Origin of the sequence: Pseudomonas sp. Root562 (assembly GCF_001427125.1) — a bacterium.
Classification (GTDB): Bacteria; Pseudomonadota; Gammaproteobacteria; order Pseudomonadales; family Pseudomonadaceae; genus Aquipseudomonas.
On the sequence record NZ_LMGK01000001.1, the window covers coordinates 388,305 to 410,787 of the forward strand.

Annotated in this window: 19 protein-coding genes and 1 riboswitch; of the genes, 13 read left to right on the forward strand and 6 right to left on the reverse strand. The window is 60.8% G+C overall.

What is annotated here, in order from left to right; translation table 11 throughout:
• Positions 1-15 precede the first annotated feature (15 nt).
• From ASD60_RS01785 to ASD60_RS01795, 3 genes are all read right to left on the reverse strand, one after another.
• A complete protein-coding gene (locus ASD60_RS01785; protein WP_056852338.1) occupies positions 16-828 on the reverse strand; it encodes an aldo/keto reductase in 813 nt (270 codons plus the stop codon).
• Positions 825-2,000 carry an NAD(P)/FAD-dependent oxidoreductase gene (locus ASD60_RS01790; protein ID WP_056852339.1) on the reverse strand — a complete coding sequence of 392 codons (1,176 nt, stop codon included), beginning with the start codon at positions 1,998-2,000 and terminating at the stop codon, positions 825-827. Before ASD60_RS01790 ends, ASD60_RS01785 begins: the two co-directional genes overlap by 4 nt.
• Positions 2,001-2,135: 135 nt before the next feature.
• Positions 2,136-2,468, reverse strand: a complete 333-nt coding sequence (locus ASD60_RS01795) for a DMT family transporter (RefSeq protein WP_008004867.1) — start codon at positions 2,466-2,468, stop codon at positions 2,136-2,138.
• A 103-nt stretch (positions 2,469-2,571) separates the two neighbouring features.
• Here ASD60_RS01795 and ASD60_RS01800 point away from each other — a divergent pair, with 103 nt between their 5' ends.
• Both ASD60_RS01800 and waaA read left to right on the forward strand, forming a co-directional pair.
• Positions 2,572-3,474 carry a LysR family transcriptional regulator gene (locus tag ASD60_RS01800; RefSeq protein ID WP_056852340.1) on the forward strand — a complete coding sequence of 301 codons (903 nt, stop codon included), beginning with the start codon at positions 2,572-2,574 and terminating at the stop codon, positions 3,472-3,474.
• 11 nt (positions 3,475-3,485) lie between these two features.
• Entirely contained in the window at positions 3,486-4,766 is a 1,281-nt protein-coding gene (gene waaA / locus ASD60_RS01805) for a lipid IV(A) 3-deoxy-D-manno-octulosonic acid transferase (RefSeq protein WP_056852341.1), read from the forward strand.
• 165 nt (positions 4,767-4,931) lie between these two features.
• Here waaA and ASD60_RS01810 read toward each other — a convergent pair whose 3' ends face one another.
• Entirely contained in the window at positions 4,932-6,371 is a 1,440-nt protein-coding gene (locus ASD60_RS01810; protein WP_056852342.1) for a TolC family outer membrane protein, read from the reverse strand.
• Positions 6,372-6,577: 206 nt separating this feature from the next.
• Positions 6,578-6,683, forward strand: a riboswitch (TPP riboswitch).
• A 163-nt stretch (positions 6,684-6,846) separates the two neighbouring features.
• Between ASD60_RS01810 and thiC the strand changes: the two genes are divergently transcribed.
• The gene (gene thiC, locus ASD60_RS01815; protein WP_056852343.1) at positions 6,847-8,736 is read left to right on the forward strand and encodes a phosphomethylpyrimidine synthase ThiC; all 1,890 of its coding nucleotides are present in this window, start codon (positions 6,847-6,849) and stop codon (positions 8,734-8,736) included.
• A gap of 208 nt (positions 8,737-8,944) precedes the next feature.
• Complete coding sequence (cytX, locus tag ASD60_RS01820; RefSeq protein ID WP_056852344.1) at positions 8,945-10,237, forward strand: putative hydroxymethylpyrimidine transporter CytX; 1,293 nt, start codon at positions 8,945-8,947, stop codon at positions 10,235-10,237.
• On the opposite strand, the gene ASD60_RS01825 is transcribed toward cytX, so the two are convergent.
• Positions 10,206-10,952, reverse strand: a complete 747-nt coding sequence (locus ASD60_RS01825; protein WP_056852345.1) for an RsiV family protein — start codon at positions 10,950-10,952, stop codon at positions 10,206-10,208. The genes cytX and ASD60_RS01825 overlap by 32 nt on opposite strands.
• 224 nt (positions 10,953-11,176) lie before the next feature.
• On the opposite strand from ASD60_RS01825, the gene ASD60_RS01830 reads away from it, so the two are divergent.
• From ASD60_RS01830 to ASD60_RS01870, 9 genes are all read left to right on the forward strand, one after another.
• The gene (locus ASD60_RS01830; protein WP_056852346.1) at positions 11,177-11,794 is read left to right on the forward strand and encodes an NUDIX domain-containing protein; all 618 of its coding nucleotides are present in this window, start codon (positions 11,177-11,179) and stop codon (positions 11,792-11,794) included.
• Positions 11,785-12,237, forward strand: coding sequence for a DUF1249 domain-containing protein (locus ASD60_RS01835; protein ID WP_008063540.1), 453 nt, complete (start codon positions 11,785-11,787; stop codon positions 12,235-12,237). Before ASD60_RS01830 ends, ASD60_RS01835 begins: the two co-directional genes overlap by 10 nt.
• Before the next feature lie 111 nt (positions 12,238-12,348).
• Positions 12,349-13,164, forward strand: coding sequence for a 3',5'-cyclic-AMP phosphodiesterase (gene cpdA / locus ASD60_RS01840; RefSeq protein ID WP_056852347.1), 816 nt, complete (start codon positions 12,349-12,351; stop codon positions 13,162-13,164).
• Positions 13,165-13,372: 208 nt separating this feature from the next.
• Positions 13,373-13,981: a YqiA/YcfP family alpha/beta fold hydrolase gene (locus ASD60_RS01845; protein WP_056852348.1), complete on the forward strand. Its 609-nt coding sequence runs from the start codon at positions 13,373-13,375 to the stop codon at positions 13,979-13,981.
• Positions 13,982-14,024: 43 nt separating this feature from the next.
• Positions 14,025-15,929 (forward strand): DNA topoisomerase IV subunit B, encoded by a 1,905-nt coding sequence (gene parE / locus ASD60_RS01850; RefSeq protein WP_056852349.1) that lies wholly within the window; start codon positions 14,025-14,027, stop codon positions 15,927-15,929.
• The gene (locus tag ASD60_RS01855; RefSeq protein ID WP_056852350.1) at positions 15,929-16,915 is read left to right on the forward strand and encodes an esterase-like activity of phytase family protein; all 987 of its coding nucleotides are present in this window, start codon (positions 15,929-15,931) and stop codon (positions 16,913-16,915) included. Before parE ends, ASD60_RS01855 begins: the two co-directional genes overlap by 1 nt.
• Positions 16,912-17,436, forward strand: a complete 525-nt coding sequence (locus ASD60_RS01860; protein WP_056852351.1) for a retropepsin-like aspartic protease family protein — start codon at positions 16,912-16,914, stop codon at positions 17,434-17,436. Before ASD60_RS01855 ends, ASD60_RS01860 begins: the two co-directional genes overlap by 4 nt.
• A 7-nt stretch (positions 17,437-17,443) precedes the next feature.
• Positions 17,444-19,711 (forward strand): DNA topoisomerase IV subunit A, encoded by a 2,268-nt coding sequence (gene parC, locus ASD60_RS01865; RefSeq protein ID WP_056852352.1) that lies wholly within the window; start codon positions 17,444-17,446, stop codon positions 19,709-19,711.
• Positions 19,712-19,887: 176 nt separating this feature from the next.
• Positions 19,888-20,601: a PqiC family protein gene (locus ASD60_RS01870; protein WP_056852353.1), complete on the forward strand. Its 714-nt coding sequence runs from the start codon at positions 19,888-19,890 to the stop codon at positions 20,599-20,601.
• A gap of 250 nt (positions 20,602-20,851) precedes the next feature.
• Here ASD60_RS01870 and ASD60_RS01875 read toward each other — a convergent pair whose 3' ends face one another.
• Positions 20,852-22,369 (reverse strand): AhpA/YtjB family protein, encoded by a 1,518-nt coding sequence (locus ASD60_RS01875; protein ID WP_056852354.1) that lies wholly within the window; start codon positions 22,367-22,369, stop codon positions 20,852-20,854.
• Positions 22,370-22,483: the final 114 nt, after the last annotated feature.

The following is a 22,483-nucleotide window of genomic DNA, read 5'->3' on the forward strand; positions in this document are numbered from 1 at the left end:
CCGCGTGGGGCGGCATCAGTGGCTACGTAGGACCTGGGCAACGGTCGCGACGTTGTGGGCGAGGTGCAGCGGGTTGATCGTTCCGACAATAGCACTGGCCACCCCCGGATGTTCAAACAGCAACTCGAAACTGGCGCGCACCGGGTCCACCCCGGGACTCAGGCAAACGTGACCACTGGCGAGGGCTTTTTTGACCAGAATGGCTTTGCCGTGAGCAGCAGCATAGTCAATCACGGCTTTCTCGTTTTGCTCGTTCAGATTGTAGGTGACCATTGCGCAATCGCCTTGCTCCAGCGCCTTCAAGCCACCCTCGACGGTTTTGCCGGAAAAACCGAAGCCGCGAATCTTGCCCTCGGCCTTGAGCGCGGCGAGGGTTGCATAGACTTCGCAATCGTTGAGGATCGCAAGGTCGTTGCCATCGGAGTGCACCAGCACCAGGTCAATGAAATCTGTTTCCAGGCGTTGCAGGCTGCGTTCAACCGAGAGCCGGGTATGTGCAGCGCTGAAATCGTGGCGCGATTGGCCGTCGGCAAACTCTTCGCCAACCTTGCTGACGATCACCCAGTCCTGACGCTGGCCGCGCAAGAGCGGGCCGAGGCGCTCTTCACTGCGGCCATAGGCCGGGGCGGTGTCGATCAGGTTGATGCCCAGGTCCCGGGTCAACTTGAGCAGCATGCGCGCTTCGTCATCGTCCGGAATCTGGAAGCCGTTGGGGTACTTCACCCCTTGGTCCCGGCCGAGTTTCACGGTGCCCAGGCCCAGCGGAGAAACCATCAGGCCGGTGCTGCCCAGGGGGCGATGCAGGTCGTGCAGGGTAGGTTGGCTCATGGCAGTAGTTGCTCCCAGACCGGAATGCCCATCGGTGGCCTTGGCAGCGGCGGCAGCGCCGCTACCGGACCCGGTTGAATGCCGTCGCGTGCAAGGCTGGCGATCACCCGGTCGGCAAAGTCCGGCGCCAATGCCAGCTTGGTAGGCCAACCCACCAACAATCGACCTTCCTCGGCGAGGAAGGCGTTGTCGGGGCGGGTCAGGCCCGATTGCAACGGCTCGGCACGATCCACGCGCAAGGTTGCCCACTGCACCGTGCTCAGATCAATCCAGGGCAACAACTGGCCGAGTTCTTTCTGTGCGGTGGCGATCTGTTCGGCGGGCTCGCGAGCCACACCTTCGCTTTCGGCGATGTCTCCGCCCATGTACCAGACCCACTGACCATCGGCTGCCGGATGGGTGGTTATGGTAAGGCGCGGTTTGGTGCCACCACCCAGGCAGTGGGCATACAGCGGCTTGAGGCTCGGGCCTTTGGCGATGATCATGTGCAGCGGGCGACGTTGCATGGCGGGTTGGCTCAACCCCAAAGCTTCAAGCAGCGCAGCTGTCCCGCCACCGGCGCTCAAGACGATGCGTTGCGCACGAATTTCACGCTCATCGACTTTCAGGCCGACCAGAACACCAGCCTCCAGCAGCGGTTCGATCTTCTGACCGGCGAGCAGGCCATCACCCGCCAGATCGGCCAGGCGCTGGATCAGGCTCGGCACGTCGATCACCAATTCGGCCAGTCGATAGACCTTGCCCTTGAAACGCTTGTCTTGCAGGGCGGGCGGCAATTGCTCGCCCTTGACCTGATCGACACGGCCGCGCACGGCTTTGCTGGCGAAGAAACTGGTGAGGTTGCCGGCGATCGTGCCGGGGGACCACAGATAATGGGCTTGCGATAACAGGCGCACGCCGGACAGATCCAGCTCGCCGTCACCGGCCAGCGCTTCCCGCCAGCGACGGGGCATGTCGGCAATGGCTTCAGAGGCACCGGTGATTGCGCCATGCAATGCGTACTTGGCGCCGCCGTGAATGATGCCTTGGGATTTCATGCTTTGCCCGCCGCCGAGGCTGGCGCTTTCCACCAGCACGGTCGAAAAACCCTGGCGGCGCAGGCGCGCATTCAGCCAGAGGCCGGCGACACCAGCGCCGACAATCAGAACGTCGGTGGAAATAACGGATGGCATGCGACGACCTCAGTGTTCAAGACGAGGGCGCAGTATACAGACTCGAAGATTGGAGGTTTTGCTGGCGATCAACACGGCGAATCAAAATCCTGTGGGAGCGAGCAGGCTCACTCCCACAGTGCATTAGGTGCGAGCTTAATGCCCGGCAGTCTTGGAGAAGAGCTGGATGACAACAACCCCCAGCACAATCAACGCCATCCCCAGCATCGCCGGCACATCCAGTTTCTGCCCGTAGATAAACAGCGCCGCCACGCTGACCATGACGATGCCCATGCCGGCCCACACCGCGTAGGCAACACCCACCGGCACGCTGCGCACCACCAGCGTCAGCATCCAGAAGGCAATCCCGTAACCGACGATGACCAGCAACAAGGGCAACGGTGTGCTGAAGCCTTTGACCGCTTTCATCGAAACAGTGGCAATCACTTCGGCGCAGATGGCGATGGCCAGATAGTAGTAGGCGGTCATGGTTCAATCCTCGTGTGAAGTGTTGCTCTCTGAGGTCGGCATTTTAGAGATTCCCCAGATGCGGTAAAGTCATTACCTATCTGCTTTGGAGATGGGTTGAGCCATGAACACACAATGGAATCTGGAGCAGCTGCGGCTGTTTGTCAGCGTGGCTGAGCAACGATCGTTTTCCGCCGTGGCGCGGGATCAGCGCAAGGCGCAATCGGCGGTCAGCAGTTCTATTGCATTGCTGGAGGAAGACCTGGGCGTGAGCCTGTTCGAGCGCAGTAGCGGCCGTCAGCCGAAACTCACCGAGGCCGGCACGACATTACTGGAGGAGGCCCGAGAAGTGCTGCGCCAGTGTGAACGCCTCAATGGCCGGGCGTTGGCGATGATGCGCGGGCAAGAGGCCCGTTTGCGTGTGGCGCAGGACGAGGCGATGCCTTACCAGCCGATCATCGAAAGCTTCGAAGCCCTGGCGGAAAAATTTCCCAGTGTCGAAGTGCAGTTGACCAGCGCCGCCCAAGGCGATGTCGCGCGCAAACTGGTGGAGCGGCGGGCCGATCTGGGGTTGTTGTTCTTTCATGATCAGATACCCGAAGCGCTGGAACGGCGGGTATTGGGCAGCGTCGAAATGGTCACCGTATGCGGCAGGGAACATCCGCTGGCGGCCAAGGGCACAGTGGACTGCCAGCAACTGGCGCAACACCGGCAGTTGTTGATGTCGACGGAGTCCAGCATTTATCCGGGCAGCGAGCCAGCCAGCCCGCAAGTCTGGCGTGCCGACAGTTTCTACGTGATGGCCGAATGGCTGGTGCGCGGCCTGGGTTGGGCATGGTTGCCGCGCCACGTGGTGCAGTACCCGACGTATCAGAATCAGATGGTGGAACTGGTCAGCGAATGGACCCCGCCAGCGCTGGTGGTGGAGCTGGTCTGGCGCCGCGACGAACCGCTCGGTCCGGCGGCTCGCTGGCTTGCTGAACGTTTTGCCGTGCACTTGCAGGCGATCGGCGAAAAAAGCCGATAAACTCCGCCGCCATGAATAGAACTCTCTACACCGCGCTGTTTTATCTGGGGCTGCCATTGGTGGCGATTCGGCTTTGGCTGCGCGCACGCAAGGCGCCGGCGTATGCCAAACGCATTGGCGAGCGTTTCTCCTATGGCATGCCCGCGATGAAACCGGGCGGTATCTGGGTGCATGCGGTGTCGGTGGGCGAGAGCATTGCTGCCGCGCCGATGATCCGTGCCTTGCTGCAACGCTATCCACAATTGCCGATCACCGTGACGTGCATGACGCCAACTGGCTCGGAGCGCATCCAGGCGTTGTTTGCCACTGAGCCGCGCGTCCAGCACTGTTATTTGCCCTATGACTTGCCGTGCGCCGCTAAACGCTTTCTTGATCGGGCCCGACCAAAACTGGCGGTGATCATGGAAACCGAGCTGTGGCCCAACCATATTCATCAATGCGCCAAGCGCGGGATTCCGGTGGCACTGGCCAATGCGCGGTTGTCGGAACGATCCGCCAAGGGTTATGGCCGCTTCGGCAAATTGACCGGACCAATGCTCGCCGAGATGAGCCTGTTCGCGGTGCAGACCGAAGCCGAGGCCCAGCGTTTCCGTGATCTGGGGGCGCGGGCAGAAACGGTTGAAGTGACCGGCTCGATCAAGTTTGACCTGACGATCGATCCGCAACTGTTGCAGCGCGCCAGCGAATTGCGTAGCCAATGGCAGGCCCAGGAGCGCCCGGTGTGGATCGCCGCGAGCACCCATGACGGAGAAGATGAAGTGGTGCTGGCGGCCCATCGCCGGTTGCTGGCCGATCATCCTGATGCGTTGCTGATCCTGGTGCCGCGTCATCCGGAGCGATTCGATTCGGTGTACGGCTTGTGCCAGCAACAAGGGTTTGCCACGGTCCGGCGTTCCAGCGGCGAGCCGGTTGGTGCCGGTACTTCGGTGCTGCTCGGCGACACCATGGGTGAATTGCTGTTTCTCTACGCGTTGGCCGACAGCGCTTTTGTCGGCGGCAGTCTGGTGCCCAACGGCGGGCATAACCTGCTGGAGCCGGCCGCGCTGGCAAAACCGGTATTGAGTGGCCCGCACCTGTTCAATTTCCTCGAAATCGCCGCGCAACTGCGCAGTGCCGGGGCCTTGCAGGAAGTGGAAGATGCCGAAGGTTTGGCCCTGGCAGTTCAGCGGCTGTTCGAATTGCCGCGGGATGCACAACGCATGGCCGAAGCAGGCTTGAAAGTGATGCGCAGCAATCAGGGCGCATTGCAGCGGTTGCTGGATGGGCTAGGCCGGTTGATCGCTGGCCACTGACCAATTGTGGCGAGGGAGCAAGCTCCCGCTGGGCTGCGAAGCAGCCCCATACCCCGACACCGCACTGCATACAGACATATCGCATTGCCAGGTTTTACGACTGCTTCGCAGCCGAGCGGGAGCAAGCTCCCTCGCCACAGAAAGCTTTTCACCCAAGTTGCCTTTTTACTGACCCGGCCGGGCCTTCAACTGTTCAGCCGCAGCCTTGGCCAGATCCGGTGGCAGGAAATCCTTGTCCGGGTTGTAGTCGGCCTTGAGCCAGCGCGCCAGGTCCTGCAAATCACCCGGGTTCAATGTCCCGGCCTGTTGCTTGAGGCGCAGGTTGTCGAGGATGTAGTCGTAGCGGGTGTTGTTGTAATCACGCACCGAGGTGTACAGCTGGCGCTGTGCATCCAGCACGTCGACGATGTTTCGCGTCCCCACCTGATAACCGATTTCGGTCGCTTCCACCGCGCTCTGGTTGGAGATGATCGATTGCTTGCGCGCCTGTACCTGTTCGACGTCAGTGTTCACCGCGCGATGCAGGTCGCGGGTGTTTTCGACGATTTGCCGGCGCAGGGATTCGCGCTGCTGCTCGGTCTGGTCCAGTTGAGCGTAAGACTGACGGACCTGGGAATTGATCAGCCCGCCACTGTAGATCGGGATGTTCAATTGCAGGCCAATCGACGATTGCTCGACATCACCCTTGTACGACTGCCCAAAGGCACTCGGGTTACTGAAGCCCAGTGCATCGTTATCGCCTTTCTGGTATCTGGCCACGGCATCAACGGTCGGTGCATGGCCGGCCTTGCGCTGTTTGAGGGTTTGCTCGGCGGCGCTGACGGCATAGTTGCTGGCCAACAGATTGAGGTTCTGTCTGGCGGCTGTGTCGACCCACGCCTTGGCATCGTTCGGTGCCGGCGGCAGGATCGGCAAGTTATGGGAAATGCCCCAGATAGCCTTGTACTGACGGTTGGTCAGGGTGATCAGGGCTTCGAACGCGTCATCCACCTGACGCTGCGCGACGATCCGGTTGGCACGTGCAGTGTCGTAGCTGGCTTGTGAGTTCAAGACGTCGGTCTTGTCCGAAAGGCCGACATCGAAACGTTCGTTGGACTGATCCAGCTGCCGTTTGAACGCGGCTTCTTCGGCCTTGGTCGATGCCAGATTGTCCTGACTGCGCAACACGTTGAAGTAACTGTCGGCGGTTTGCAGGATCAGGTTTTGCTGGGTCGCCGAGAGTTGCAGGGCGGCCTGTTCGTTGACGTCCTTGGCGGCCTGGAACTGGAACCAGCGATCGGCACGAAACAGCGGCTGTGCCAGGGTTGCCTGGTAAGAGTGGGCATTGCGGTTGGCAGTGGCCGACGGCTGATCGATAGACGTGCGGACACTGGTGACATCCGCGCCACCCGACAGATTGGGCAGCAGCCCGGCGCGGGCCTGGGGCACGACTTCTTTCTGGGCGCCATATTGAGCGATGGCGGCAGCGAGGTCGGCGTTGTTGTCCACCGCCTCCTGGTAGACGCTGACCAGATCGTTTTTTGTCGACAAGGGCGCTTCTGCTGCCCAGGCCATTCCATTGGACGCACATGACACGGCAACGGCCAGTGAGAGTTTGCGCAGCATAGGCGATCCCTAGTAGAAATATTACACAAGTAATTTAAGCGCCAAGGCTAAGGCGCTACAGGTGCAGCGTCAATGCGCAGCCTCGGCGTAGCGAGTGTAGTTGTGCATTCAATCGGCAACAATCCTGCCTTCCCCCGTAATTACGCCATTCATCAAGGTGTTTGCAGCGGTGTTGGCGTTCTTTGCCAGTTGTGTCTAGACTGGCCGGGTTCTTGTCGGGGTGCCTTGCTATGAGGCTGAGATCGAATAATTTCGGATCCCGTTGAACCTGATCAGGTTAACGCCTGCGTAGGGAACAAGATTTCTCGTCACCCGGCGAGTCCTCTTGTGCTTCGTCCGGGATGTTGTTCGACAATCGAACAGCCCTCGTGCACCGAGCACAGCACAGCTGGTTTCCCAGCGCCCGTGCGTCCATTCGTTTACAGGTTCGCTCCGACAAAAATCCACTGCCTGGATGATGTCTGGAGAACCCGTGATGACTACAAAAGCAAAAATCGCCACCAACCTGAGTGAATCGGCCAAGGTCGATCAGCAATCGGTTCAGCCGTTTACCCGCTCGCAAAAAATCTATGTCCAGGGCTCTCGTCCGGACATTCTCGTGCCGATGCGTGAAATCAGCCTCGACGTGACGCCGACCGACTTCGGCGGTGAGGTCAACGCACCGGTCGTGGTCTATGACACATCAGGCCCGTACACCGATCCCAACGTCATCATCGACGTGCGCAAAGGCTTGGCCGATGTGCGTTCGCCGTGGATCGAGGCCCGTGGCGACACCGAGCGACTGGCTGGCCTGAGTTCGAATTTCGGCCAGGAACGCCTTGCCGATCCCGAGTTGACCCAGCTGCGTTTCGCTCACGTCAACAATCCACGTCGCGCGAAACCGGGCGCCAACGTCAGCCAGATGCACTACGCGCGCAAAGGCATCATCACCGCCGAGATGGAATACGTCGCCATCCGCGAAAACATGAAGCTGGAAGTGGCCCGCGCCGCCGGCCTGCTGGACCAGCAGCACGCCGGCCACAGCTTCGGCGCCAGCGTGCCGAAAGTCATTACCCCCGAATTCGTCCGTGACGAAATCGCCCGGGGCCGCGCGATCATCCCGGCCAACATCAACCACACCGAACTGGAACCGATGATCATCGGCCGTAACTTCCTGGTGAAGATCAACGGCAACATCGGCAACAGCGCCCTGGGTTCGTCCATCGAAGAAGAAGTGGCGAAATTGACCTGGGGCATTCGCTGGGGTTCGGACACGGTCATGGATCTGTCCACCGGCAAGCACATCCATGAAACCCGTGAGTGGATCATCCGCAACTCGCCAGTGCCGATCGGTACTGTGCCGATCTATCAGGCCCTGGAAAAAGTCGGCGGCGTCGCCGAAGACCTGACCTGGGAGCTGTTCCGCGACACGCTGATCGAGCAAGCCGAGCAGGGCGTCGACTACTTCACCATCCACGCCGGCGTGCTGCTGCGCTACGTGCCGATGACCGCCAAACGCGTGACCGGCATCGTCTCCCGCGGCGGTTCGATCATGGCCAAGTGGTGCCTGGCGCATCACAAAGAGAACTTCCTCTACACTCATTTCGAAGACATCTGCGAAATCATGAAGGCCTACGACGTCAGCTTCTCGCTGGGCGATGGCCTGCGTCCTGGCTCGATTGCCGATGCCAACGACGAAGCGCAGTTCGGCGAGCTGGAAACCCTCGGCGAGCTGACCAAGATCGCCTGGAAGCACGACGTACAATGCATGATCGAAGGCCCGGGCCATGTGCCGATGCAGTTGATCAAAGAGAACATGGACAAGCAGCTCGAATGCTGCGACGAGGCGCCGTTCTACACCCTCGGCCCACTGACCACCGACATCGCGCCGGGCTACGACCACATCACCTCCGGCATCGGTGCGGCAATGATCGGCTGGTTCGGTTGCGCCATGCTTTGCTACGTAACGCCCAAGGAGCACTTGGGTCTGCCGAACAAGGATGACGTGAAGACCGGGATCATCACCTACAAGATCGCCGCCCACGCCGCCGACCTTGCCAAGGGACATCCGGGCGCGCAGATTCGCGACAACGCCTTGAGCAAGGCGCGTTTCGAATTCCGGTGGGAAGACCAGTTCAACCTGGGCCTTGATCCGGACACCGCTCGTTCGTATCACGATGAAACCCTGCCGAAGGATTCGGCCAAGGTCGCGCATTTCTGCTCGATGTGCGGGCCGAAGTTCTGCTCGATGAAAATCACCCAGGAAGTCCGCGAGTACGCGGCCAACCAACGCATCGAAGCGGTCGACGTGGACGTTGCCCAAGGCATGGCCGAACAGGCCGAGCGCTTCAAGCAGGAAGGCAGCCAGCTGTACAAGAAGGTTTGATCTGACCGGGCGCACTCGGGTGCGCCGCTTATCCATGTGGCGAGGGAGCTTGCTCCCGCTGGCCTGCGAAGCAGACCCAAAACCAGCCACCGCATTCTGGGTGCCAGATTGCGATGACCGATTTTACGACTGCTGCGCAGCCGAGCGGGAGCAAGCTCCCTCGCCACAAGGGTGGTTTACACAACAATGTCCCTCTGAGATAACACCCTTGAGCATTCAACCCAGCACTTACTCACCTGATATCGCCGTGCCGATCGACAAACGTGTGTTCGGCGGCCGCGATCTGTTTTCTCTGTGGTTCTCCCTCGGCATCGGCCTGATGGTCCTGCAGACCGGCGCATTGCTTGCACCAGGCCTGGGCCTGTCGGGCTCGTTGCTGGCGATTTTCCTCGGCACGCTGGTCGGCGTTCTTCTACTGGCGGCGGTCGGGGTGATCGGTAGCGACACCGGCCTGTCATCGATGACTGCACTCAAACTCAGCCTCGGCGCCAAGGGCGCGAGCCTGCCGGCAGTGCTGAACCTGCTGCAACTGATCGGTTGGGGGGCGTTCGAAATCATCGTCATGCGCGATGCCGCCAGCCTGTTGGGCGCCAAGGCTTTCAGCGACGCCAGCCTGATGTCGAGCCCGGTGCTGTGGACGCTGTTTTTCGGCGCGCTGGCGACCTTGCTCGCTGTCAGCGGTCCGTTGACCTTCGTGCGCAAGATATTGCGCAAGTGGGGCATCTGGTTGCTGTTGGCGGCGTGCATCTGGTTGACCTGGAACCTGTTCGCCAAGGCCGATCTGGCCGCATTGTGGACGCAGGCCGGCGATGGCTCGATGCCGTTCGCGGTGGGCTTCGACATTGCCATCGCCATGCCGCTGTCGTGGTTGCCTTTGATTGCCGACTACTCGCGTTTCGGCAAGCGGGCGAAAAACGTCTTCGGTGGCACCGCCATCGGTTTCTTCATCGGTAATTTCTGGCTGATGAGCCTGGGCGTGGCCTACACCCTGGCGTTCGCGCCGAGCGGTGAAGTCAATGCCCTGTTGCTGGCACTGGCCGGCGCCGGCCTGGGCATTCCGTTGCTGTTGATTCTGTTGGACGAGTCGGAGAACGCCTTCGCCGACATTCACTCGGCAGCGGTGTCCAGCGGGATTCTGTTGCGCCTGAAAGTCGAGCACCTGGCATTGGCCATCGGCGTGATCTGCACGCTGATCGCCTTGCTGGCGCCATTGGCGCAGTACCAGAACTTCCTGCTGTTGATCGGCTCGGTGTTTGCGCCGCTGTTTGGCGTGGTGCTGGTGGATCACTTCATTCTGCGCAAGCGCAGTGGCCAGGTGGCGTCAGCCGCATTGCGCTGGCCGGCGCTGCTCGCCTGGCTGGGCGGGATCAGCACCTATCATTTGCTGGCCAACCTGTATGCCGATATCGGTGCAACCCTGCCGGCACTGGTGGTGGCAGGGCTGCTGCAGCTGGTGCTGGGCCGGGCCTTCAGTTACGGCCGGGAAACAGCTCGGGCTTGAGGATGCCGTTCAGGCGAGGGTAGGGGATCTTCAGTTCGACATGGCCCAGTGCGTACGGCGCGATGCTGCTGGTTTCATATTTGAGGATCACCCCGCCATAGGTCAGCGCCACGTTCTGGGTTTTCTGGAACGGCCAGCTTTTGACGAACTCCGGTTCCTGATCGAGCTTGGTGCTGATCAACCAGCTGTTGTGCGCCACCTGCGCGGCTTTCCAGAACGCCTCTTCCTGCCCTGGCACCAGCATGTCCGCCAGCGTCAGCACTTTATGCTGCTGACGCGAGTAGTTGATGAAGCCGCGGCCCGGCGTGCCATGGGCGCCGCCAGTGTCCAGGTAGCTGGACAATTCGATGATCACCAAGCCGTCATGCTGCTCGCGTACTTTCGCTTGCAGGTAGCTGCTGTTGCGTGGCCCCGCAGTGCGCAAGAATTGCTCGCGATAGGCCGCCAGCGTCGGCGCGACCGGAGCATCGGGCGAGGTGCGGGTCATTGCCAGCAGGCGTTTTTCGATGATGCCATCCAGTGCGGGTTCCGCGGGGAAGTGCAGGGTGTCGATGTTCACCAGCGGGCAATCCTGATCCTTGCAACCCGGCTGAAGCTGTTCGGTGGCGTCGCGGGTGACTTCCAGCGGTGCGCGATAATTGGGCTGGAACAAACTCTGGCAGGCGCCCAGGGTCAGGGCGATAGCGGCCACGGAGGCGATTTTAAAAAGCGACATGTGCGTCCTTCATAAATCAGGGAAAGGCAAAAAGTTACCCGCTTCGACTACCAACGGAGCAGTCAGTTCGCCACTAAGCTAATTAGAGTGGGTTTCGTCCTCACCGTCTATCCCGCTGACGGGAAAGGGGCTGCATCAAACCTCACGGGCGCGTTAGGATGGCGCGAAGTCGAGGTTCCACGGGAAAAGGAATCTCGTATCGGATTGAAGTAATGAGGATTGTCATGACCGATTTTGCCAACGCCATTCCGACCGCCGTAGAGATCGTTCGGCGCGAAAAGTGCTTCGAGGGCTTCTACAAGCTCGAACGCGTGCACTTGCGCCATGAATTGTTCGCCGGTGGCATGAGCCGCGAAATCAACCGTGAACTGTTCGTCCGTCATGATGCAGTGTGCATGCTGCCGTACGATCCGCAGCGTGACGAAGTCGTGCTGATCGAGCAGTTCCGTGTCGGTGCCCTCGGCAAGACCGACAATCCGTGGCTGGTAGAACTGGTTGCCGGTCTGATCGACAAGGACGAACAGCCGGAAGAAGTTGCTCACCGCGAAGCGCAGGAGGAAGCTGGGCTTGAAATCGCAGCGCTCTGGCCGATGACCAAATATTTTCCATCGCCGGGCGGCAGCGACGAATTCGTGCATTTGTACCTGGGGCGTTGCGACACCACCGGCGCCGGTGGCCTGCATGGACTGGAGGAAGAGGCCGAAGATATCCGCGTTTCGGTGTGGGCCTTTGAAGATGCCCTGCAAGCCGTACGCGATGGACGTATTGCCAACGCGCCAAGCATCATTGCCTTGCAATGGCTGGCTTTGAATCGCGTTGAAGTGAGGGGGTTATGGTCGTAAACAAACTGCGCGATCGCTATCGGGTGGACCTCGTGGGGCTGCAAGCGTCCTGTGAGGCGAACTACGCGCGCCTGATGCGACTGTTGCCGGACATGCGCAGCGAGCCTGCGGCGAGGCGCATCGCCGTGACCCATGGCGACCAGATGCTCGGCGTGCTGGCGCTGGAGGTGTTGCAGGTCTGTCCGTACACCACCACCCTGCAAGTGCGTCAGGAGCACAGTCTGCCCTGGCTACCGGTGCCGCAACTGGAAGTACAGGTCTATCACGATGCCTGCATGGCCGAAGTGGTCAGTGCCGAACATGCGCGACGCTTTCGCGGCATCTATCCTTATCCGAATGCCTCGATGCACCAGCCCGACGAAAAAGCCCAGCTGAACATGTTCCTGGGCGAGTGGCTGAGTCATTGCCTGGCATTGGGGCATGAGTACGAAGTGGTACGTTAACTTCCGTCGCAGTTGTGAACTGCGTCAGGTTCACAGGTTTCTTCTTTCGATCGTCCCCCAGCATAATTGCGCCAATCATCCAATCCCGTGATCACGCCCTGGGAGAACACCTTGCCGAGCGTATCCACCTTGAGCACCGCTGAGCCGGCACTGCTGGTGCAAATTTCCGACAGCCATCTGTTCGCCGAGGCGCACGGCACGCTACTGGGCATGAACACCCGCGACAGCCTGCAAAAAGTCCTTGAAATGGTGCGCGCCCAGCAGCCACGGATCGACCTGGTCCTGGCCACCGGTGACCTGTCTCAGGACGGCTCGCTGGAGTCTTACCAGGCGTTTCGCGACCTGACCCGACAGCTCGATGCGCCGGCGCGCTGGATTCCCGGCAATCACGACGAGCCGCAGATCATGGCCGAGGCCGCCGTTCAGAGTGCATTGCTGGAGCCGGTAGTGGATATCGGCAACTGGCGAGTCACGCTGCTCGATTCGGCAGTGCCGGGCTCAGTGCCGGGCTACCTGCAGGACGAACAATTGCAACTGTTGGCCCGCTCGTTGAGCGAGGCACCGCAGCGGCATCATCTGGTGTGCCTGCACCATCATCCGGTTTCGATTGGTTGTGCGTGGATGGAACCGATCGGTTTGCGCAATCCGGACGCCTTTTTTGAAGTGCTCGATCGTTTTCCGCAGGTGCGTGCCGTGCTGTGGGGGCATGTGCATCAGGAGATCGATCAATTGCGTGACAAAGTGCGTCTGATCGCCTCGCCGTCGACCTGCATTCAGTTTGAACCGGGTAGCGAGGACTTCACGGTCGGAGAGCAGGCGCCGGGGTATCGCTGGTTGCGGTTGATGCCCGATGGACAGCTGCAAACCGGGGTGGAACGCGTTACCGGTTTCGATTTCCAGGTCGATTACGGCTCCAACGGCTACTGACACGTTTCCCGCGAACACTGATTTCCATTGTGGGGGCTGGCTTGCCAGCGATTACGGACTGCCTGACAACATCAATGTTGAATGTGACGGCCTCATCGCTGGCAAGCCAGCTCCCACAGGGGCTGTGTTCAATTCGGTAGCGATGGCACCCAACATCCCCCGAGTCCCTGTAAACTCCGCTTCTTTACCCGACGCGCAGGGAGTCCAAATGTCCGGTTCGATCCTTTATATCCACGGTTTCAACAGCGCGCCTGCATCGAAAAAGGCCACGCAGTTGAGCGCAGTGATGGAACGGCTGGGCTTGAGCGACCATTTGCGCGTGCCGGCCTTGCATCACCATCCCCGCGAGGCCATCGGTCAGCTTGAACAGGCGATTGCAGCGCTCGGGCGGCCATTACTGGTCGGCAGCTCACTCGGCGGCTACTATGCGACTCACTTGGCCGAGCGCCATGGCCTGAAAGCCCTGCTGATCAACCCTGCCGTCAGCCCGCACCGGATGTTCGACGGATTTCTGGGGACGCAGAAAAACCTGTATACCGATGAGACCTGGGAACTGACCCACGACCACGTAACGGCGCTGGCCGAGCTGGAAGTGCCGCCACCCCTGGACCCGCTGCGGTATCAGGTATGGTTGCAGACGGGGGATGAAACGCTGGACTATCGCCTGGCCCAGCAGTATTACCGGGCCTGTGCCTTGCGTATCCAGGCCGGCGGCGACCATAGTTTCCAGGGGTTTGCCGCACAGCTTCCAGCCATGCTGAGTTTTGCCGGCATTGGCGCCGATGTGTATCAGGCGATAGATTTCACCGCATTGTGAAACCTCGCCCCTATTTTCAATGAATGACTGACGACGAGACCCCATGGCCACTCCCAGCGCTAGCTCTTATAACGCCGACGCCATCGAAGTCCTCTCGGGCCTCGACCCGGTGCGCAAACGCCCCGGCATGTACACCGACACCAGTCGGCCGAACCACCTTGCCCAGGAAGTCATCGACAACAGTGTCGACGAAGCCCTGGCCGGGCACGCCAAATCGGTGCAAGTCATCCTGCACGCCGATCACTCGCTGGAAGTCAGCGACGACGGCCGTGGCATGCCGGTGGACATTCACCCCGAAGAGGGTGTTTCCGGGGTCGAACTGATCCTCACCAAGCTGCATGCCGGTGGCAAGTTTTCCAACAAGAACTACCAGTTCTCCGGCGGTCTGCACGGGGTGGGTATTTCGGTGGTCAACGCCTTGTCGACCGAAGTCCGGGTGCGTGTAAAGCGTGACGGCAACGAATACCAGATGACGTTCGCCGATGGTTACAAGGCCACCGAGCTGGAAGTGGTCGGCACGGTCGGCAAACGCAACACCGGTACCAGCGTGTTCTTTGCGCCGGACCCGAAATACTTCGACTCACCGAAGTTTTCCATCAGCCGCCTCAAGCATGTGCTCAAGGCCAAGGCCGTGCTGTGCCCGGGTCTGCTGGTCAGTTTTGAAGACAAAGCCACCGGCGAGAAAGTCGAATGGCATTACGAAGACGGCCTGCGTTCCTACCTGGTCGATGCGGTCAGCGAATTCGAGCGCCTGCCGGACGAGCCATTCTGCGGTGCGTTTGCCGGTAACAAGGAAGCGGTGGACTGGGCGCTGCTGTGGCTGCCGGAAGGCGGCGACGCGGTGCAGGAAAGCTACGTCAACCTGATCCCGACCGCCCAGGGCGGTACCCACGTCAACGGTTTGCGCCAGGGGCTGCTCGACGCCATGCGCGAGTTCTGCGAATTCCGCAGCCTGTTGCCGCGCGGCGTAAAGCTGGCCCCGGAAGACGTCTGGGAGCGCATCGCTTTCGTGCTGTCGATGAAAATGCAAGAACCGCAATTCTCCGGCCAGACCAAGGAACGCCTGTCGTCCCGGGAAGCCGCGGCGTTTGTTTCCGGCGTGGTCAAGGATGCGTTCAGCCTGTGGCTCAATGCCAACCCGGAAACCGGTCTGGCGTTGGCCGAACTGGCGATCAACAACGCTGGTCGTCGTCTGAAGGCCAGCAAAAAGGTTGAGCGCAAGCGCATCACCCAAGGTCCGGCGCTGCCGGGCAAACTCGCCGATTGCGCCGGGCAGGACCCGATGCGCTCCGAGCTGTTCCTGGTGGAAGGTGATTCCGCCGGCGGTTCGGCCAAGCAGGCGCGGGACAAAGAGTTCCAGGCGATCCTGCCGTTGCGCGGCAAGATCCTCAACACCTGGGAAGTCGACGGCAGCGAAGTGCTGGCCAGCCAGGAAGTGCATAACATTGCCGTGGCCATCGGCGTCGATCCGGGCGCGGCGGACATGAGCCAGCTGCGCTACGGAAAAATCTGCATCCTTGCCGACGCCGACTCCGACGGTCTGCACATCGCGACATTGCTCTGTGCCCTGTTCGTCCAGCACTTCCGTGCGCTGGTCGATGCCGGTCACGTTTATGTCGCCATGCCGCCGCTGTACCGCATCGACCTGGGCAAAGAGATCTACTACGCCCTCGACGAGGCCGAACGCGACGGCATTCTTGATCGCCTGGTGGCGGAGAAGAAGCGCGGCAAGCCTCAGGTCACCCGATTCAAGGGTCTGGGTGAAATGAACCCGCCGCAGTTGCGCGAAACCACCATGGATCCGAACACCCGGCGCCTGGTGCAACTGACGCTGGATGATTTCGAGGCGACCTCGGAAATCATGGACATGCTGCTGGCGAAAAAACGCGCTGGCGATCGCAAGACCTGGCTGGAATCCAAGGGCAACCTGGCGGAGGTGCTGGGCTGATGCGCCTGGGCTTTGCCCTGGCGTGTGCGTTGCTGCTGACCTCGATGACGGTGTCCGGCGAACCGGCACCGCAACTGCGTCTGTTGTCCGAGCATGCCATCGATGGCATGCGCGGCGGCAACCTGTCCGGGCTGGCTCAGTGCGGCAAGGAACTGTGGACGATCTCCGACCGCGACGACGATCAGATCTACCGCCTCGATACCCAGGCCAGCGTCTGGCGTGCAGAGGCCGTGGGCATCGGCGTGCCGCAGGTGCCTGACAGCGGCTTGCCCTGGGGCCTGCGTTCGCGGGCCTGGGCGGCGTCATTCGTGCGTGGCGGCGGTCTGGACTTCGAAGGCATTACTTGCGACAACGCCGGCAACCGCTATGTCGTCAGTGAAGCCCATGCAGGGGTGTTGCAAATTCCGCCGACCGGGCCGACTTCCTGGTTGAAGATTTCCCCGCTGATGGTGCGTGAAGCTCGGGCCAGAGGCATGCTGTTGCGTTTCAACGCGTTGTTCGAGGGCTTGGCGATCAATCCTGAGGGTGACCAGTTGTGGTTGGCCGCTGAACGCCAGAACCGTGGGTTGCTGCTGGTCAAGCGCAAGCAAACCGTCTGGGATTGCGACGGCGGCTGCGTGCTGCTCAGCGAAGACGGAAAAGAAATGCAGCCTGCACAGTTCCCCCATGCCAGGGCAATGCCCCGGGACTTTGCCGATCTGTCACTGTTCAACGGCAAGCTGTTCACCCTGGAACGCAATGCGTTCGAGATCTGTCGCCGCGACGCATTGACTGCCAAGCTCGAGCGTTGCTGGTCGTTTGCCGACGAGGCATTGCAGGAAAATCGGCGTTATCCCCAGGATTTCGGCCTCACGGAGGCATTGGTAGTCGACGCTGACGGAGCCTGGATCGGTATCGACAACAACACCGGAGCCCGTGCCGATGGTGAATTTCGTCCGATCGTCTGGCGCTTTGCCGCGCCTGACGGTGGCTGGAACGCGCCGTGAGCCAGCAAACACCCGGTAAACGCGCCGGTCGAGTGTTGATGGTGCTGGCCTGGTGTGCGGCGCTGTTTCTGGCCACACGGTTTTTCGGGCAGTGGGAAGAGCGTCAGCAAAACCCGAATGTGATGGTGAGCTCGGAACAGGGCAATGGTTACATCGAGGTGAAACTGGCCAGTAATGCCCAGGGACACTTCGTCGCCAGTGGCCATATCAACGGGCAGCCGGTGGACTTCATGCTCGACACCGGGGCCACTGATGTGGCGGTCCCGGCGGAACTGGCCAAACGCTTGCAGCTGGCAGAAGGTTTCGGTGTGACCCTGAGCACGGCCAATGGCCTGAGCCAGGGCTATCGCACCCGTATAGAACGCCTGCAACTGGGCGACATCGTGCTGCGGGATGTCCGCGCACTGGTGGCGCCCGGCCTGCATGGCGACCAGGTGTTGCTCGGCATGAGCGCACTGAACAAACTTGAATTTACCCAGCGCGGTGGCACCATGCTGCTGCGCCAGACAACGAACCGATGAGGCCCGCATGAGCGACATCCTTGCAGACAGCTTAGATGGCGTAGAACGCCGATCGCTGGCTGACTTCACCGAAAATGCCTACCTCAACTACTCCATGTACGTGATCATGGACCGTGCCTTGCCGCATATCGGCGACGGTCTGAAGCCGGTACAGCGGCGCATCATCTACGCCATGAGCGAGCTGGGGCTGGACGCTGATTCCAAGCACAAGAAATCGGCGCGTACCGTCGGTGACGTGCTCGGCAAGTTCCATCCGCACGGCGATTCGGCCTGCTACGAAGCCATGGTCCTGATGGCCCAGCCGTTCAGCTACCGCTACACGCTGGTGGACGGCCAAGGCAACTGGGGTGCGCCGGATGATCCCAAGTCTTTTGCGGCCATGCGATACACCGAAGCGCGACTGTCGCGCTACTCCGAGGTGCTGCTCAGCGAACTGGGCCAGGGCACCGCGGACTGGGGACCGAACTTTGACGGCACCCTCGACGAACCGCTGGTGTTGCCGGCACGTTTGCCGAACATCCTCCTCAATGGCACCACCGGTATCGCGGTGGGCATGGCCACTGACGTGCCGCCGCATAACCTGCGCGAAGTCGCCAGTGCCTGCGTGCGTTTGCTGGATGAGCCCAAAGCCACGGTCGAACAGCTCTGCGAGCATATCCAGGGCCCGGATTACCCGACCGAAGCGGAAATCATCACGCCCCGTGCCGATCTGCTGAAAATGTATGAAACCGGCAAAGGCTCGGTTCGCATGCGCGCCGTTTATCACATCGAAGACGGCGACATCATCGTCACCGCGCTGCCGCATCAGGTTTCCGGCGCCAAGGTGCTGGAACAGATCGCGGCCATGATGCAGGCCAAACCGTCCAAGGCTCCGCAGATCGCTGACTTGCGCGACGAATCCGACCACGAGAACCCGTGCCGGATCGTGATCATTCCGGGAGCGCGGAAAAACTTCGACCACGATGCGCTGATGCAGCATCTGTTCGCCAGCACCGAGCTGGAGTCGAGTTACCGGGTCAACGTCAACATCATCGGCCTGGATGGCAAGCCGCAGCTGAAAAACCTGCGCGCCTTGCTGGTCGAGTGGCTGGAGTTCCGGGTTCAGACCGTTCGTCGACGCCTGCAATTCCGCCTCGATAAAGTCGAGCGTCGCCTGCACCTGTTGGACGGTTTGCTGATTGCCTACCTCAACCTGGATGAAGTGATCCACATCATCCGCACCGAGGAACATCCGAAAGCCGCGCTGATCGAGCGTTTTGCCCTGAGCGAGATCCAGGCTGACTACATTCTCGACACCCGCTTGCGTCAGTTGGCGCGGTTGGAAGAAATGAAGCTGCGCGCCGAGCAGGATGAACTGCTCAAGGAACAAGCCAAGCTGCAAGCTTTGCTGAGCAGTGAAGCCAAGCTGAAGAAGCTGGTGCGCAGCGAGTTGATCAAGGACGCTGAAACCTATGGCGATGACCGCCGTTCGCCAATCGTCGAGCGTGCTGAAGCCAAGGCCCTGACCGAACACGATCTGCTGCCGAACGAGAAAGTAACAGTCGTTCTGTCGGAGAAAGGCTGGGTACGTTCGGCCAAAGGTCACGAAATCGACGCCACCGGGCTTTCCTACAAGGCTGGCGATGGCTTCAAGGCCCTGGCGGCGGGGCGTTCCAACCAATTTGCGGTGTTTATCGACTCCACCGGTCGCAGCTATTCGGTGGCAGCGCACACGCTGCCATCGGCCCGTGGCCAGGGCGAACCGCTGACCGGTCGTCTGACGCCACCGCCGGGGGCGAGTTTCGAGTGCGTGCTGATGCCCGAAGACGATGCGTTGTACGTGATCGCCTCCGATGCCGGTTACGGTTTCGTGGTCAAGGGTGAAGACCTGCAGGCCAAGAACAAGGCGGGCAAGGCGCTGTTGAGCCTGCCGAACAACGCCAAGGTCATCCTGCCGCGGCCTGTCGCCGATCGTGAACAGAACTGGTTGGCGTCGGTGACCACCGAAGGTCGCCTGCTTATCTTCAAGATCAGCGATCTGCCACAATTAGGTAAGGGCAAAGGCAACAAGATCATCGGGATTTCCGGTGAGCGAGTGGCCAGTCGCGAAGAATATGTCACGGACATCGCCGTTATCCCGGAGGGTGCAACCTTGGTGCTTCAGGCTGGAAAACGTACCTTGTCACTGAAAGCGGACGACCTCGAACACTACAAGGGTGAACGTGGGCGTCGTGGTAATAAACTGCCGCGTGGCTTCCAGCGGGTGGATGCGCTGCTCGTCGAAAACCTCAATTAAGCGTCCTAGAGCGCTCGATCTACGATTTAACGCGTAGATCGACGCTTTCGCGCTGGAGTCGGAACGCATATTCACGGATGATATGGCCTTTCAAGCGCCGGCGTGGCTGAGCGTTCTTCATATTTATTGAGTATTTTCACTGTGATTAGCCTTGTGGCAATCACCTGGATGGGACGATGACTGCTCTGCGCCTTCCTTTTATTCTGATGCTCGCCGGCGTTCTTGGCCTGGCGGGCTGCAGCGTTCACCAGCCGGTGTCGCTGTATCAACTGGACAGCGGTAGTCCGGTTCAGCCTGCGCAAAGCGCGGGCATGGCTGTATTGCTGGGCCCGGTGACCGTTGCCGACTATCTGCAACGCGAAACCCTGTTGCAGCGTCAGCCCGACGGCAGCCTGCAAGCCGCGACCGACGGTCGCTGGGCCGGCAGCCTGTCTTCCGACATCGACCAGTTGTTGCTGCGTCAGGTCGCCGGTCATCTGGACAGCCAGCGCGTGGTATTGGCGCCGGCCACCGTTGGCTTCACGCCGGACGTTCAAGTGTTGTTGACCATCACGCGCCTGGATTCTGGGACCAAGCAGCCGGCCATCCTTGATGCGCAATGGCGCCTCATCGACCGTCGTGGGCAGGTCCGCGACAATCGCATCATTCATTTGCAGGAGCAGCACGCCGGCAGCACGGCGGCGCAGGTTCAGGCTCAGGGTGTGCTGTTGCAGAAACTGGCCGAACAGCTGTCGACCGCGCTCAAGCCTCTGGCCAACCAGCCGCCAATCGCCGAAGCGCCAAAAAAACCGGCGGCCAAGCCTGTGGCACCGGCGGCGGAAGCGGAAAAGCAGCCGAAGATCCCGATGGCCTCGCCGATTCGCACGGACATGGAAGTGTTCCGCTTCTAAGCTTGTGATTGATTCATGACAAGGCCCGCTTTGATGCGGGCCTTGTTGTTTCTGCGGGTTGGAGATGATCGTTCCCATGCTCAGCGTGGGAATGCAGCCCGTGACGCTCTGCGTCACATCAGGGCCAGGCTGGAAGGAGGTGGGGCTGGAACGCGGAGCGTCCCTGGAGGCATTCCCACGCTGAGCATGGGAACGATCAGCCCGCAGACGAGTGATCACCTGCGGGCTTCGTTATACCGGGGCTTAAGGCTTACGCCCGGCGTTCATGCATCCGCGCCAATTGCCGCTCCAGCATCGACGGATAAGGCTCCATCAACCGCTCTACGCAGCAAGCGCCTTCAGGGCTGGCAATCGGGCGGATCCGCGCGCGTTGGCGGATCAGCGCGTCGTCACTGATCTTGCGTTCCACCAGCAGCAGGTTGCGGCTGTGTTGCGACAGAGCCAGGGCGTCCTGGGCGGCATCGGTCAGCAGCAGATCGATCTGGCTCAGACCGAACAAATCGTCGCCCAGGGTCAGGCCCAGCTGCAATTGCAGGGTGATGCCGCTGTCGGCGACTTCGATTTGCAACTGGTGGCCGAGCGCGCGGAGCAACTCGCCGCAGCAAATGGCATTGGTCAGGTAGTCGTCGCCGCTGTCTTCGGTGTGGAACAGCATCAGTGTGCTGCCGTCGTTCAGCGTGTGCAGTTCGCTCTCGTACAACGAAGCGGCCTGATCAAGGCAATCACGATAGCGTTTGAGCAATTCTTCCAGGCGTGCGCGTGGCAAGCGACGCAGTTGCTCCTGGGAGCCCAGCTGCACGGCCAGAACGGCGCTGTGCTGCGGTACATTCGAAGGAGCAGGGCGGGCAAGCGGTTTCACTACGCTGTCTGCGTCATCGAGCAAATCGGCAAACGCATCGTCGTCATCGTCTTCAACGGTGCTGACAACGCGCCGTGGGGCCGCTTTCTTCGCCGCCATCGGCCGGCTTTCGTCGAAGCTCGGATCGCGCAGGTTGCGCACTTCGAAGCCCGGTTCGGCATCGTCATCATCGCTGTCTTCGAGCTCGGGTTCCGGCTCCGGTTCAGGCTCGGCCGGTTCCGGTGCGAAGTTGGCGTGCAGTTGCCGGGCCAGATCACCGATCTCGTCCTGGCGTTCGGTGGCCGGGGTGTATTCGTCGATATTGCGCAGCCAGACGCGCAACTGCAGGAGCGGCGTAGAGATGTGCCGACCCAGGCGCAGGCTCAAGGCCAGGGAAAGTGCCAGCAGGATCGCGCTGAGGATGCCCATGCTTTGCAGGCTGATGGTCATCGGCTGCTGGAACTGATCCATGTCCAGGCTGATGCGCAGTTGCCCGGCCGTCACGTCCTGGAAGGTGATCTTGCTCTGGTACATGCCCTCGGCTTCGCCCAGCAAGCCGTGCTTGGGCCGCTGACCGGCTTCGGCGAGGATGCGGTTGTCGACGCTGTAGATGGCGGCGTGGGCCACCAGCTTGTTCTTGGTCAGGTTGTTGAGCAGCACGTTGAGGCTGAGGATGTCATTGGACACCAGCAGCTCGGTGGCCGAGGTGGCCGTCTGCGTGGTCAGGCTTTCGCCCAGGGCATCCGCCTGCTCATGCATGGCCTGCTTGAACTGCAAACCCATCACACAGGCGTAGATCACCAGGGCCAGAGCGACCAGGATCACGTTATGGCTGGCAATGCGCAATGCAATCGGTACACGGCGGTGACGCAGTGCCCGGAAGATCAGCAGGAAGAAGTTATCGGTTTTAACTGGCGTGGGCCGGTTCACTTGAGCTCGGCTCTTTTGTCCGTGAAGTTGACGCGCAGTATAGCGACAGGCCCTAGACCGTCAAAGCGCTCACGGTGCCCGATGGTCACTGAAAGTGGGTAGAATGCGGTTTTT

Bases quoted from the DNA above. Each gene is read 5' to 3' on its own strand.
- ASD60_RS01845 (WP_056852348.1), top strand. From the start codon at position 13,373: ATGTCCGGTTCGATCCTTTATATCCACGGTTTCAACAGCGCGCCTGCA.
- parC (WP_056852352.1), top strand. From the start codon at position 17,444: ATGAGCGACATCCTTGCAGACAGCTTAGATGGCGTAGAACGCCGATCG.
- ASD60_RS01790 (WP_056852339.1), bottom strand. From the start codon at position 2,000: ATGCCATCCGTTATTTCCACCGACGTTCTGATTGTCGGCGCTGGTGTC.
- parE (WP_056852349.1), top strand. From the start codon at position 14,025: ATGGCCACTCCCAGCGCTAGCTCTTATAACGCCGACGCCATCGAAGTC.
- ASD60_RS01855 (WP_056852350.1), top strand. From the start codon at position 15,929: ATGCGCCTGGGCTTTGCCCTGGCGTGTGCGTTGCTGCTGACCTCGATG.
- ASD60_RS01785 (WP_056852338.1), bottom strand. From the start codon at position 828: ATGAGCCAACCTACCCTGCACGACCTGCATCGCCCCCTGGGCAGCACC.
- ASD60_RS01795 (WP_008004867.1), bottom strand. From the start codon at position 2,468: ATGACCGCCTACTACTATCTGGCCATCGCCATCTGCGCCGAAGTGATT.
- thiC (WP_056852343.1), top strand. From the start codon at position 6,847: ATGACTACAAAAGCAAAAATCGCCACCAACCTGAGTGAATCGGCCAAG.
- ASD60_RS01800 (WP_056852340.1), top strand. From the start codon at position 2,572: ATGAACACACAATGGAATCTGGAGCAGCTGCGGCTGTTTGTCAGCGTG.
- ASD60_RS01870 (WP_056852353.1), top strand. From the start codon at position 19,888: ATGACTGCTCTGCGCCTTCCTTTTATTCTGATGCTCGCCGGCGTTCTT.
- ASD60_RS01810 (WP_056852342.1), bottom strand. From the start codon at position 6,371: ATGCTGCGCAAACTCTCACTGGCCGTTGCCGTGTCATGTGCGTCCAAT.
- ASD60_RS01835 (WP_008063540.1), top strand. From the start codon at position 11,785: ATGGTCGTAAACAAACTGCGCGATCGCTATCGGGTGGACCTCGTGGGG.
- waaA (WP_056852341.1), top strand. From the start codon at position 3,486: ATGAATAGAACTCTCTACACCGCGCTGTTTTATCTGGGGCTGCCATTG.
- ASD60_RS01825 (WP_056852345.1), bottom strand. From the start codon at position 10,952: ATGTCGCTTTTTAAAATCGCCTCCGTGGCCGCTATCGCCCTGACCCTG.
- ASD60_RS01830 (WP_056852346.1), top strand. From the start codon at position 11,177: ATGACCGATTTTGCCAACGCCATTCCGACCGCCGTAGAGATCGTTCGG.